This is a genomic window from Photorhabdus kayaii (genome assembly GCF_025384895.1).
In the GTDB taxonomy this organism is placed as follows: domain Bacteria; phylum Pseudomonadota; class Gammaproteobacteria; order Enterobacterales; family Enterobacteriaceae; genus Photorhabdus; species Photorhabdus kayaii.
The window spans coordinates 1-13734 of the sequence record NZ_JAJAFZ010000045.1; the positions used below are offsets into that span (position 1 = coordinate 1).

General features: G+C 39.4%; 12 protein-coding genes and 1 rRNA gene. 5 read left to right on the plus strand and 8 right to left on the minus strand.

The window, feature by feature from the left end:
- Positions 1 to 83 (minus strand): 16S ribosomal RNA (locus LGZ98_RS15800); the annotation flags it as partial.
- Between the two features lie 774 nt (positions 84 to 857).
- Here LGZ98_RS15800 and mdtD point away from each other — a divergent pair.
- Complete coding sequence (mdtD, locus tag LGZ98_RS15805) at positions 858 to 2249, plus strand: multidrug transporter subunit MdtD (protein WP_113041880.1); 1392 nt, start codon at positions 858 to 860, stop codon at positions 2247 to 2249.
- Here mdtD and rbsR read toward each other — a convergent pair.
- The 6 genes from rbsR to rbsD all read right to left on the minus strand — a co-directional run bounded on the left by rbsR (position 2230) and on the right by rbsD (position 8067).
- Entirely contained in the window at positions 2230 to 3246 is a 1017-nt protein-coding gene (gene rbsR, locus LGZ98_RS15810; protein WP_113041879.1) for a ribose operon transcriptional repressor RbsR, read from the minus strand. The two genes, mdtD and rbsR, sit on opposite strands and share 20 nt — an antisense overlap.
- A 2-nt stretch (positions 3247 to 3248) precedes the next feature.
- Entirely contained in the window at positions 3249 to 4178 is a 930-nt protein-coding gene (gene rbsK / locus LGZ98_RS15815; protein WP_113041878.1) for a ribokinase, read from the minus strand.
- A gap of 63 nt (positions 4179 to 4241) precedes the next feature.
- The gene (rbsB, locus tag LGZ98_RS15820; protein WP_112872194.1) at positions 4242 to 5132 is read right to left on the minus strand and encodes a ribose ABC transporter substrate-binding protein RbsB; all 891 of its coding nucleotides are present in this window, start codon (positions 5130 to 5132) and stop codon (positions 4242 to 4244) included.
- 24 nt (positions 5133 to 5156) lie between these two features.
- Entirely contained in the window at positions 5157 to 6128 is a 972-nt protein-coding gene (rbsC, locus tag LGZ98_RS15825) for a ribose ABC transporter permease (RefSeq protein WP_228902376.1), read from the minus strand.
- Between the two features lie 6 nt (positions 6129 to 6134).
- On the minus strand, positions 6135 to 7640 hold the full coding sequence (gene rbsA, locus LGZ98_RS15830; protein ID WP_113041877.1) for a ribose ABC transporter ATP-binding protein RbsA: 1506 nt from the start codon (positions 7638 to 7640) through the stop codon (positions 6135 to 6137).
- A 7-nt stretch (positions 7641 to 7647) separates the two neighbouring features.
- Complete coding sequence (gene rbsD, locus LGZ98_RS15835; RefSeq protein WP_112872190.1) at positions 7648 to 8067, minus strand: D-ribose pyranase; 420 nt, start codon at positions 8065 to 8067, stop codon at positions 7648 to 7650.
- 265 nt (positions 8068 to 8332) lie between these two features.
- Between rbsD and ravA the strand changes: the two genes are divergently transcribed.
- Together ravA and viaA are read left to right on the plus strand one after the other, a co-directional pair.
- A complete protein-coding gene (gene ravA / locus LGZ98_RS15840) occupies positions 8333 to 9835 on the plus strand; it encodes an ATPase RavA (RefSeq protein ID WP_113041876.1) in 1503 nt (500 codons plus the stop codon).
- A 4-nt stretch (positions 9836 to 9839) separates the two neighbouring features.
- Positions 9840 to 11297: an ATPase RavA stimulator ViaA gene (viaA, locus tag LGZ98_RS15845; RefSeq protein ID WP_113041875.1), complete on the plus strand. Its 1458-nt coding sequence runs from the start codon at positions 9840 to 9842 to the stop codon at positions 11295 to 11297.
- Positions 11298 to 11303: 6 nt separating this feature from the next.
- Here the strand turns inward: viaA and asnA are convergent, their stop codons facing one another.
- Positions 11304 to 12296, minus strand: a complete 993-nt coding sequence (asnA, locus tag LGZ98_RS15850) for an aspartate--ammonia ligase (protein WP_112872187.1) — start codon at positions 12294 to 12296, stop codon at positions 11304 to 11306.
- A gap of 165 nt (positions 12297 to 12461) precedes the next feature.
- Here asnA and asnC point away from each other — a divergent pair, with 165 nt between their 5' ends.
- Positions 12462 to 12923, plus strand: coding sequence for a transcriptional regulator AsnC (gene asnC, locus LGZ98_RS15855; RefSeq protein WP_112872186.1), 462 nt, complete (start codon positions 12462 to 12464; stop codon positions 12921 to 12923).
- Between the two features lie 91 nt (positions 12924 to 13014).
- Positions 13015 to 13455 (plus strand): FMN-binding protein MioC, encoded by a 441-nt coding sequence (gene mioC, locus LGZ98_RS15860; RefSeq protein ID WP_112872185.1) that lies wholly within the window; start codon positions 13015 to 13017, stop codon positions 13453 to 13455.
- Positions 13456 to 13734 lie beyond the last annotated feature (279 nt).

The following is a 13734-nucleotide window of genomic DNA, read 5'->3' on the forward strand; positions in this document are numbered from 1 at the left end:
GCACTTTCCTGTTACCGCTCGACTTGCATGTGTTAGGCCTGCCGCCAGCGTTCAATCTGAGCCATGATCAAACTCTTCAATTCAAAGCTTGATGCTCAAAGAATCTCACTGATTAACGCTCTTTTGTTTGGCTAACTTTGTCGGCTTCACTGCGCTACACCTCGCCGTACTGAGGTACTGTCTCGGTGCTGCTCGCTTGCCTTCGCGTTATCCTGCCAAAATAACGTTACTAAATTAATTCGTAATGAATTAACTGTTGTTCACTCTTCAAGACTTTAAAACGTATTTTTTGTGATACGGTCTTGTGAGTGCCCACACAGATTGTCTGATTAATTGTTAAAGAGCAGGCTGAAATAAAACGTGATATTCTCGTTCAGCCGGGCTGCGTATACTACGCCTTTCGCCCGCAGAGTCAAGAGCTTATTAGCTTTTTCTCTGCCCGACCTCACAATGTTTATCAGCGTTGTGTCGGTCAGTGGTGGCGCATTATAGGGCGTTCTTTGACGCTGGCAAGCATTTATTTAAAAAAAACTGCCGTTAGCGGTTTTTTTCAACAAAACTTGTATTTATGTATTTTTTTCATACAAAAACTGATGACATCGACAATAATTACTCCAAAACTAAAGTAATATAAGTAGACAAACTATTTCATCTGTTTTACCAGAATCACTTTGAAGCTATTATTTCCGATAAAATTGTACAACTGGAAGCTCATGAAAGAATTGTTAAAGGTGACAATCATAGCGCACTTCTCGCTTACCAAAAGTTATTAACAGAGCGCTAATGATCTTATATAGTAGTGAATTAGATTAATATCCAACCAAACATTGGCTGGATAAAAGTAAGCAGGATTATTAATGGTAAAAACCGCTCGTAATATGGCGGGGCTACCCTGGATTGCTGCAATAGCTTTCTTTATGCAAGCCTTAGATGCAACAATTCTCAACACAGCATTGCCCGCTATTGCTGAAAGCCTCGAACATTCACCTTTAGCGATGCAATCTGCTGTTGTCAGCTATATTCTGACTGTTGCTTTGCTAATTCCAGTCAGCGGCTGGTTAGCAGATCGTTTTGGCACCCGCCGAATATTTATTTTTGCTGTATCCTTGTTTTCTTTAGGCTCCCTTGCCTGTGCCTTATCAGGTAATTTAACTTTTCTGGTTATTTCCCGTGTAATTCAGGGAATTGGTGGCGCAATGATGATGCCCGTTGCCCGCCTTGCGTTATTACGTGCGTATCCACGCAGCGAACTTCTACCCGTTATGAATTTTGTTACCATGCCTGGGTTAGTAGGGCCAATTCTTGGTCCTATGCTCGGTGGATTATTAGTCACTTATGCTACCTGGCATTGGATATTTATTATCAATATTCCAATCGGTTTATTGGGGATTATTTATGCTAAAAAGCATATGCCTAATTTTACAATGCCAAAACGCTCATTTGACTTTCTCGGTTTTATACTTTTTGGACTGAGTTTAATCATGGTTTCTGTCAGTTTAGATTTACTAGGGGAAAGTACGTTACCAAGTTATATACCTCTGACAATTATGGTCGGTGGTTTTATGATATTATTTGGTTATCTGATGCATGCTAGAAAACAAACCCAACCGCTTATCAGCCTGAAATTGTTCCGCATTCGCACATTCTCTATAGGTATTATAGGTAATATTGTTACACGTTTGGGAACTGGTTGTATTCCTTTTCTAATTCCTTTGATGCTACAAGTTGGATTTGGTTATTCAGCAGTCATTGCCGGCATGGTGATGGCCCCAACAGCTATTGGTTCTGTTATAGCCAAATCTTTCGTTACTAATGTATTAACTCGCTTTGGATATCGTAAGACGCTGGTTAGCATAACAATCATTATTGGATTAATGATTTCTCAATTTTCACTGCAATCACCAGAAATGTCCGCTGTCCTTTTGGCTATTCCACTATTTTTACTGGGTATGGCTGTATCCATTCAATTTACTTCGATGAATACCATTACTCTCGCTGATCTGACCGATAATAATGCCAGCTCGGGAAATAGTTTATTAGCTGTAACTCAGCAGTTATCTATTAGCTTCGGTGTTGCAGTAAGTGCCGCTATTCTCCGTTTCTATGAATCCATGCATTATGGAACGACTGTTGATCATTTTCACAGTACTTTTATTACCGTAGGAATAATAACTTTACTCGCTTCTTCTACCTTCCTGTTATTACATAAGGAAGATGGAGATAACATGATTAAGAAAAAGAACACTTAAGAACAGAAACTGAGCTGCGCTCAATCAGTGTTGGAGTTAATACTAGCAATTTAGGATCACTTTCTGGATTATTCATCCGATAAAGCAAAGTATCAACAGCAAGCTTTCCTAGCTCATCTTTTGGCTGATGAATGGTTGTCAACGGTGGGATCATATAAGGAGCAAAGTCGATATCATCATAACCAATGATGGAAATATCATCCGGCACAGAAAGCCCTACTTGGTACAGAGCCTGATAAGCGCCAACAGCCATTGCATCATTGCTGGCAAAAACAGCTTCCGGCGATTCAGGATGTTGCAGCAATTTTTGCATTGATTCAAAACCACCAGCAAATTCAAAATCACTGTAAATTTCATAGCCTTCAGGAATAACAAGACCAGCATTTGCCATTGCCTTTCTATATCCTTGCAATCTATGATTAGCGGGTGTTTTATCTTGTGGACCTGCAATACAGGCTATTTTTTTAAAACCACAGCTAATAAGGTAATTAGTGGCTATCTCCCCCCCCAATAAAGAGTTGTCCTGAATAACATCGCTGACAATATCAAATGGAGACCAATCCATCATAACCATAGGTAAAGGAGGATAACGACGCAAAACATCACAGGAGCGGTGTTGATTTTCAGTACACATAATCAACACTCCATCTACTCGCTTTTGCAGCAAAGTTTCCATGCTGTAATCCATCCGCTTGGCATCACCCTCTGTATTACACAAGATAAGGCTGTAACCACGCTCATAACAGCTTCGTTCAACCCCTCTTACAATTTCAGCGTAAAAAGGATTATTACTGGTTGTGACCAGCATACCAATGGTTTTGGTTTGCTTGATTTTAAGACTTCTTGCAAGCGCTGATGGCGCATAATTCAATTGCTCAATCGCATCGTTAACTTTCTTTTTCACACCATCACTGACATAACGATTATTATTAATAACATGAGATACAGTTGATGTAGAAACGCCTGCAAAACGAGCAACATCTTTCATTGTAGCCACTGTTAATCCTGTTCAGTTAAAAATGCCTCAATTTCATTTCGCCACGGGACGGAAGGCTGAGCTCCCTGACGGGTTACCGCTATCGCAGCAGCAGAGTGAGCAAATCGTATGGCAGATGACATGGATTTTCTTTCCAATAATGCTGTCACCAACGCACCGTTGAAAGTATCTCCTGCCGCAACAGTATCTACAACGTTAACTTTAAATCCCGGAACAATCTTTCCTTTCTGACCGCTTTCACTCAACCATACCCCACGGCTACCCAATGTGATAATTACCGTATCAATACCTTTATCATGCAACACTTGAGACGCTTTTTCCGCATCTGAATCATTTTCTACTTTAATTCCAGTGAGATATTCAGCTTCTGTTTCATTCGGTGTAATGATATCCACCAGCGAGAGCAATTGATCAGATAATTTTCTGGCAGGCGCCGGATTGAGTATCACTTTTGTATTATTTTGCTTAGCTATTGTTGCAGCAAGTTGCACTGTTTCCAATGGAGACTCAAGTTGCATCAATAATGCATCTGCTTCCTCAATAATATTTTGGTAGCGATAGAAATATTCCGGTGTCAACGCCGCATTAGCGCCTGCATTGATACCAATAACGTTTTCACCTTGCTGATTAACGAAAATCAACGCTACACCCGTTGTTTCTCCTTTAATCACTTCAATGCCAGAAGTTTTAATATTATCCTTTGCTAACTGCTGATAGATACGAAAACCAATATCGTCCTCACCAACACAAGCAATAAATGTAATGTCAGCACCGCTGCGGCCTGCTGCTACCGCCTGATTAGCACCTTTACCACCAAAAGCAACTTGATATTGTTCCCCGATCACCGTTTCCCCCGAACGAGGGAATGACTTAAGATTCAAAATATGGTCAGCATTAATGCTGCCAAGCACCGCAAGTTTTGCTGTACTCATTACATTTATTCCTTTTTAATTATGCCGTCACCACCATCAATGAGTAACGGCACAAATACCGATTTATTTTTTAATAACTAACTCCAATTCCACAGGGATGACGGCTTCAACTTTTTCGCCTCTCAGCACTTTATTTGCAGTCTGAACACCAACGATACCAATTTGATCAGGACGCTGAGCGATTGTCGCTCCTAGTTTTCCACGTTGGACAGCTTTGATACCATCTCCAGTACCATCAAAACCAACAACTAATACATCGCTTTTACCTGCTGTTTGTAAAGCGCGCAAAGCACCTAACGCCATCTCATCATTCTGAGCAAATACAGCTTGTACAGCCGAATGAGCCGTCAGTAAGTTCTGCATAACGTTCAGTCCCTTAGTACGATCGAAATCAGCAGGCTGACTAGCTAACATATTGAATTTATGTTCCTGTGCTACCTTATTAAATCCTTCACCACGTTCACGGGCAGCAGAAGTACCGGCAATACCTTCTAGCTGAATAATTTTGGCTTCACTCCCTAATTTCTCGGCGATAAAATCACCCGCTATTTTACCCCCCAAGCGATTATCAGAAGCAATATGACTGACAACAGTACCTTTATTCGCTATCCGATCTAGAGTAATGACCGGAATTTTGGCATTGTTAGCCATAATAATGGCATTACCAACAGCATCGGAGTCAGTCGGGTTAATTAGCATGAGTTTAGTACCACGTACCGTCAAATCCTGAACATTAGCTAATTCTTTCGCTGGATTATCCTGAGAATCCAACACAATTAGGTTATAGCCCAACTTATCCGCCTCTTTTTGAGCGCTATCTTTCATTGTGACAAAGAATGGATTATTCAGTGTAGAAATGACTAACGCGATAGTGTCTTTCGCCAATGCATTTATACTTACAGTCATACTTAGCGCAACAGCAGATAAAATTGTTACTAATTTCTTCACTTTCATCATGTTATTTCCTGTAGGGTGAGGTTATTTACCATTTTTGTTATCAACCAGAACTGCCAACAATATTACAATTGCTTTAACAATCATCTGATAGTTAGAAGAAATACCTAATAAGTTTAAGCCATTGTTTAAAAAACCGAGGATTAGTGCACCAATCAGAGTACCAATAATTAATCCCTTACCACCAGCCAGTCGAGTTCCTCCCAGTACTACGGCAGCAATAGCATCTAATTCATAACCTCCCCCCGCCATAGGTTGAGCAGAAGAAAGACGAGCGACTTCAATAATACTTGCCAATGCCGTCAGTAAACCGCATAAGGAGTAAACGATAATTTTAATTTTATCGATATTGATACCAGATAAACGGGTAGCCGATTCATTCCCCCCCAAGGCATAAATATAACGACCTAAACGGGTGTGATGCAGGATATACCAGGCGATAACAAAAACTATCAACATCAGCCATACTGGAGTAGGAATTCCCAGTAGACGGCCAATACCAAACCAGCCAAACAGATCCGCATTATCACTGAATCCTGTATTTATTGGGCTACCATCAGTATAGACACGGGTTATTCCACGAAGTAACAACATCATGACTAGAGTGGCAATAAATGCCTGTACTTTACCTTTAGCAATTATTATTCCTGTACAAGCACCAATTGCAGCACCTAAAGCCAAAGCACTCACGATAGCCACCAGAGCATTAACTTCCGTACTAACCAATGAAGCTGCTACTGCACCTGTTAACGCAAGCAATGAACCAACAGACAGGTCAATACCCGATGTCAGGATAACCAATGTCATCCCAACGGCTATAATGGCATTGACTGATGTTTGTTGCAGAATATTAAACAAGTTATTTAAAGTGAAAAAATTTTGGCTAAGAGAAGAAACTACGGCTATCAGCACTAGTAACGCAATCAGTGACTTTTGTTTCAGTAACCACTCTTTAGTAAACCAACGTTTAAATGTCGGTGGTATATTAGAATTCATACTGAATTACTCCTGAATCGCTCCATATTGTTTGCCTACAGCCGCTGCCATCAAAACTTCTTGAGTTGCCTGTTCAGCAAAAAATTCGCCACTGATCCGGCCTTCACACATAACCAAAATACGATCACTCATTCCTATCACTTCTGGCATTTCAGAAGAAACGAGAATAATACTTAGCCCCTCTTTCTTGAATTGATTAATTAATTGATAAATTTCTTTTTTTGCGCCAACATCTACACCACGCGTAGGTTCATCCAGAATAAGAACTTTTGGTCTAGTCATTAATCCACGGGCAATAGCTACTTTTTGCTGATTACCACCAGAAAGTAAACCTATAGCTTGTCCCATTGAAGGTGTCTTGATACTAAACAATTTAATAAAGTCACTAACTGCATTCTGTTCTTCTTTATGATTAAGACTACCTAACCAGTTACTGAAATAACGTAAGGCAGTAAGAGACATATTATCTTTGATTGACATTCCCAAAACTAAGCCATCACGTTTACGATCTTCTGAAATATAAACAATCCCACAAGCTAACCCATCCTGAGGGTTACGAATTACAATGGGGGTTTCATCCAGTGTGATTCGCCCCTGAGTTTTTGGCAACGCACCATAAATAATTTTCATCAATTCAGTGCGGCCAGCCCCCATTAGCCCTGATATACCCAAAATTTCCCCTCTATAAAGAGAAAAACTGGCATTTGTCACACCGGAACCAGAAATCTGCTTAACCTCAAGTCGTTTTTTGCCCCGAGGTAAATTCAGGCGAGGATACTGATCTTCCAGTTTTCGCCCAACCATCATTTCAATCAGAGTCTCTTCTTTTAGCTCTTTTACCGACTTTTCACCAATAAATTGTCCATCACGGAATACCGTCACATCATCGCAAATTTCAAAAATTTCTCTCAAACGATGGGAAATATAAACAATACCGCATCCCTGAGATCTTAGTTCATGTATTACGAGAAATAATGATTCAGTTTCTGTATCGGTCAGCGCATCAGTTGGCTCATCCATAATGATAACTTTGGATTTAAAACTCAGTACCTTAGCAATTTCAACCAGTTGCTGATTACCGATAGAAAGTTCAGCGACTAAACGGTGACTGCTGTAACTCAGATTCAATTTTTTTAAAAGACGATCGGCTTCCTGATACATTTTTCCCCAGTCAATCGCACCGAATTTATTAACAAATTCGCGTCCCAGGAAAATATTTTCAGCAATGGTCAGTTGGGGAATAAGATTTAATTCCTGATGGATAATCCCGATCCCCGCTTTCTGAGAGGAGCTAGGGCCAGAAAAAATCACTTCTTTTCCTAGGTAATGAACCGTGCCTGTATCTCTGGTATATATTCCAGTCAACACTTTCATCATCGTGGATTTACCTGCACCATTTTCCCCTACCAGAGCCATCACTTTACCCGGGTAAACACGTAGTGCCGCGCCAGATAATGCTTTGACACCGGGAAAAGATTTACTAATTCCTTTTAGTTCCAGTACAGGCAGCATAATCACCTCAGAAAGTCACACCGGCACAAAAGATAATATTAGCATAAGGAGAATGCTCTCCTGTGCGAATCACCGCTCGGCTATGTTTTGTTTTTTCTTTCAACATATTATGACTAATATAATCTACAGTAATTGAATTCCCTTGCTGTTTCTCAAGCTCTTTAATTTGAGTTAATATTAATTGATGTATCAAAGGATTATGGTCAATGATCTCCTCAGCTAAGAATGCAGCTTCAATCTGCATTTCTTGTGTAACGACATTAAGAACGGATATAAAACTGGGAATTCCCTGGGTTAGCGCTAAATCAATCCGCTGGGCTAAAGAAGGAATTGGTAATCCAGCATCACCAATTGTAATCTGGTCAGTATGCCCTAGCTGAGAAATTACGGCTGAAATTTCAGAATTAAGTAATACACCTTTTTTCATTTTTTTATTCCATTAGCGAAACGTTTCGCTATTTAGTAATATAGAAAGTAATATTTAAAATGCAACATTAGTGATACAAAAATGTGATCACTATCGAAACGTTTCGATAATAAAAGAAACGAAAAAAAAACGTTAACTTATTGAATATTTGACGCTGAATCGATTTTTAAGGTAAATATTGTCTACATCAACAAATAATGATTAAAATCTATGGAGAAGGCTAATTAGGTTTTATCTAATCCAACAGATAATATTGGTATGAATTATGATATTATTAACAGAAAAAATAGTTTGCTTAAGTCATTATTTGGAAAGTGGTCTGTATGAAAGACAGCAGGCTATTCGTTTATGTTTGCTAGCTGCATTGTGTGGAGAAAGTGTTTTTCTACTCGGTCCTCCAGGCATCGCAAAAAGTTTGATAGCCCGACGATTGAAATTTGCGTTTCGTGATGCCAGAGCATTTGAATATCTGATGACTCGCTTTTCAACCCCTGAAGAAATTTTCGGCCCTCTTTCTATTCAGGCACTGAAAGAAGAAGGACGTTATCAACGTCTAACTAACGGATATTTACCTGAAACTGAAATTGTCTTCCTTGACGAAATATGGAAAGCCGGTCCGGCAATTCTTAATACCCTACTGACTGCAATTAATGAAAGAAAATTCAGAAATGGGGATACAGAAGAGAAAATTCCAATGCGATTACTTATAACAGCATCCAATGAGCTGCCTGAAGCAGATAACAGTCTGGAAGCACTTTATGACAGAATGCTAATTCGTATCTGGCTGGATAAAATTCAAGAAAAGAAGAATTTCCGAGCGTTACTCACTAGCCACAAAAATGAAAATGATAACCCTGTTCCGGCAGACATTCAAATAACAAGCGAAGAATTCCATCAATGGCAAAAAGAGGTTGATAAAATAGTTCTACCAGATAGTTGTTTTGATATTATTTATCATCTACGTCAGCAACTTGATACAACAGAACATTCACCTTACGTTTCAGACAGGCGCTGGAAGAAAGCCATTCATTTATTACAAGCCAGTGCTTTCTTCAATGGCAGAAAAGAGATATCATCTCTTGATTTAATATTACTGAAAGATTGCCTGTGGCATGATCTTCACTCTTTTAAATTATTACCCCAATACTTGAATACTCTCATGACCGAACAGGCATATCGGCAAAGAATATTATCTCAAAAAATTGATTCGCTTTATCACCAATGGACTCAAGCCCGTCAGGATAAAAATGATCAACAGGCGTTAAAGCTGGAAAAACAAACCAGTCTGTTTGGACGTAAAATACAATATTCGCTACCCGATCATATCAATGAAGAAAAATTGATTCTATTCTTACATACACCTCTTCATCTCCATGATATTAAAGTCAATTTCATTGAATTGGAAAAAAAAGCGTTGATTATCTGGATAAACAAAGGCAGAGAATTATCAGCCCGTCTGAACGGTATTGGTTTTCCACAAAACATAGCAGCCGAAGTTAATTCAGCACATCAGCCAGAGATTTTTGATATTAGCCGCCGTTCATCCACGCTATATTTACCAGATCATCAGCATCAGAAAAATGAAGAAAACAACGAGTGGCTGGAAAGATTGGAAAAAGTTAATCAAGAAATTCATCACCAACACCAACTGTTTAATCAGCATCAGCCATGTCTATTTATTGAAAGTCATTGGCTTGCTACGATAGAGCAAAGCTTTATCCAGTTATCAGATAAAATTAAGCAGTTGAAAATAAAAATAGGCAGCTAATTAAATGATTAGTCTGACAACCCTTGATCTTTTACTGTCAATAAACGAAGGAGAGATGATAGAAGAGATCATATTAACGCTTTTAGCTTCACCTCAGTTAGCTATCTTTTTTGAAAAACATCCTCGCTTGAAACGTGCACTACTAAAAGATATCCCTGGCTGGAAACACGATTTACAGCAAAGGATTAAAGAAGCGCTCATTCCTGCAACTCTAGCAGAAGAATTTCAGTTATATCAACAAGTACTGTCTGCCAATACAAATCATTTTTACCTTAAACTTCCCGATATTTTAGAAACTCTGAACCGAATTGAATCCCCTTTTAGTGAAGAAGCACAGAAACTCGCAACCAACACCATTGCTGATTCAAATACACTACAAACCCTATTTATTCAACGATGGAGGATCAGTTTGATCCTGCAAACTACAACCTTCCAGAAGCAATTGTTGGAGCAAGAAAAAGAGCAATTACTGGCAGAACTGCAACAAAGGCTGACACTAAGCGGTAATCTTGATCCTGTTTTTAGTGAAAATGATAGGGCAACAGGACGATTATGGGATATGAGCAAAAGTCAGTTAAATCATTCCCAAAATGATAAGCAGTTATTGATCCGCTATAGTGAATTTCTTCACCAACAGCCGGAACTGAAAAAATTAGCTCAATTACTTGGACGTAGCCAATCTGCAAAATCAAAACCACAAGAAAACCATTCTTTCGAACCAGTTACTACAATCGAACGAACACCCGATACCGTTCCTGAACAGGTAAATGGTATCGGACAAAGTGATGATATTCTGCGCCTGTTGCCAATAGAATTAGCGATATTAGGAATTGAAGATCTGGAATATGAGTTTTATCGCAAATTAGTGGAAAAAAAACTCCTGACCTATCGCTTACAAGGTGATAACTGGCGAGAAAAAACAACATTACGGCCAGTCACTTATTATAGCCAGGAAGAAAGACCACGAGGACCATTTATTATTTGTGTAGATACTTCCGGTTCTATGGGGAAATTCAATGAAAAATGCGCCAAAGCCTTTTGTTTAGCACTGTTACGCATTGCTCTAGCTGATAATCGCAACTGTCATATCATGCTATTTACGACAGGAATTGTGCACTATGAACTATCTTCACCAGATGGTCTGGAGCAAGCTATTCGTTTTCTCAGCCAAACTTTCAAAGGAGGGACAGATCTCGCTTTTTGTCTGACAAGCACAATAGAAAAAATGAAAGAAAAATGTTGGAAAAATGCTGATGCTGTTGTTATCTCAGATTTCATTGCTCAGCGTCTGCCAAACTCACTAATCCATCAGATAAAAAATCTGCAACTGCATCAGCAACACCGCTTCCATGCGGTCTCCATGTCCCAATATGGTAAGCCAGATATTATGCGGATATTCGATCATATCTGGCACTTTGATACCGGACTTAAAAGCCGTTTACTGAGAAAATGGCGTCACTAACTTGAATCAAAGCATATCTTCTACAGTTTCGCGTACTTCAGGTGACCAGATACTGCACTGAACTTGACCAATGTGTTTCATTTGCAGCAGTAACATCACTAAACGGGATTGACCAATACCGCCACCAATAGACTGCGGCATGTCGCCTTTGAGTAACGCCTGGTGCCAATCATATTGTAAACGCTCTTCATCACTAGTCAGTGCTAGCTGACGCTCCAATGCTTCTGCATCAACACGGATACCCATAGAAGAGATCTCAAACGCATCCTCCAAAACAGGGTTCCAGACAATGATGTCGCCGTTTAGGCCAACAAAACCATCGCTGTTTGGTGTCGTCCAGTCATCATAATCAGGCGCACGCACATCATGAGATTGACCATCAGATAATTTCGCACCAATACCAATGAGGAAAACAGCACCTAATTCTTTAGCAATAGCACGTTCACGGCCTTTTGCATCCAGATCCGGATAACGGCTCAGAAGCGTTTCACTATGAACAAAGTGAATTTGATCTGGCAGGAACGGTGCCAGACCAAACTCTTTGCTGACAGCTTTTTCTGTTTCTTTTATTGCTTCGTAAATTTTACCTACTGTCTGTTTAAGATAAGCAAGTGAGCGTTGCCCATCTCCCATCACTTTTTCCCAATCCCATTGATCAACATAAACAGAGTGAATTGGTGTTAAGCGATCCTCATCTGGACGCAATGCTTTCATGTGAGTGTAAAGCCCTTGTTCAGGCTGAAAGCCAAAACGACCCAGTGTCTTACGTTTCCATTTAGCCAACGAATGTACTACTTCGAAAGTTGAATCCGGTAAAGTTTTTACTTTTACCTGAACAGCTTTTTCATGGCCGGACAAGTTGTCCTGAATACCATCTCCCAAACAACTTAGGATTGGCCCCTGTACTTCAATCAGACCCAGTTTGCTTTCCAGCAGACGGGAAAAGAAAGATTTCACAAAACTGATTTGTTGCTGCTTTTCAATAAACGACTTTTTCATAATGTTATTCTCTAATTTTTTAGGTGGCCCTGATGTCCTGTTGGAAACATTAAGCAATAAAATGAGGGATAAATTCAATATACTTTAATAAAAATAGACTTTATGATTCATAAAATTCATTTTTAAGATTAAAAAATGAAAATTCCTTAAAAAAAGGGGCTGAAAATGGCAGAAATTTATCAGATCGATAATCTAGACCGTGACATACTTCACGCTTTAATGGACAACGCACGTACACCTTATGCCGAACTAGCAAAGAAATTTGCTGTCAGTCCGGGAACAATTCACGTTCGCGTGGAAAAAATGAAGCAAGCAGGAATCATTACCGGTACCAGAGTCGATATCAGCACAAAACAACTTGGTTATGATGTGTGTTGCTTTATTGGCATTATTCTTAAGAGTGCTAAAGATTACCCATCAGCTCTGAAAAAACTAGACAACCTGGGTGAAGTAGTTGAGGTTTACTACACAACAGGCCACTACAGCATCTTTATTAAAGTTATGTGCCGCTCAATTGAATCCCTTCAAGATGTACTTATCAACAAAATACAGACTATCGATGAAATTCAATCAACAGAAACCCTGATCTCCTTACAAAACCCGATCATGCGAACAATCAAGCCATAAAATAAAATTTGTTATAACCACATTATCCACAGGTAGATCCCAATAGATTCACAGCGTACAATAGCGGCTCTTGAAATCTGTTGGGATCACTATGGCCACTATTACCTTAATCAGCGGCAGCACGATGGGCAGTGCTGAATACGTAGCTGAACATATGGCTGAAATTCTGGAAGATGCTGGTTTCTCCACTAAAATGCTACATGGCCCCTCTTTAGATGAACTTCCTCAAGAAGGAATCTGGCTAGTCGTCACATCTACACATGGAGCAGGAGAATTGCCAGAAAATATACAACCATTGGCTGCGGAAATTTCTGACCAAAAACCTGATCTCAGCAAGGTAACGTTTGGCGCTGTTGGCCTTGGTAGTTCCGAATACGATACTTTTTGCGGTGCAATAAGATCATTTGACCAACTATTGATAGAAAATGGTGCTAAACGTCTCGGTGATCGTCTGGAAATTGATATTCAACAACATGAGATCCCCGAAGATCCAGCAGAAGAATGGGTTAAAGATTGGGCAAACGCACTCTAATAAGAACAAAAAAACAGCAAACGATTGTGGATAACTTATCTAAAAAGCCGGGGTTAACCCGTAGTTATCCATAGTATAACTATATGACAATGATCACCCTGTGAATAACTACCGATTTAGATCCCAGTTTATACCTTGTAGGATCACGGATCATTCACAACAAATGATCCTTTACAGCTTTATGATCTTTCTAAGGAAAAATAACTTATCCACAAAAGATCATGATCCTAATAAAAGATCTAATAAATAGATCTTTAAATAAAAAAGATCTTCTTTTAA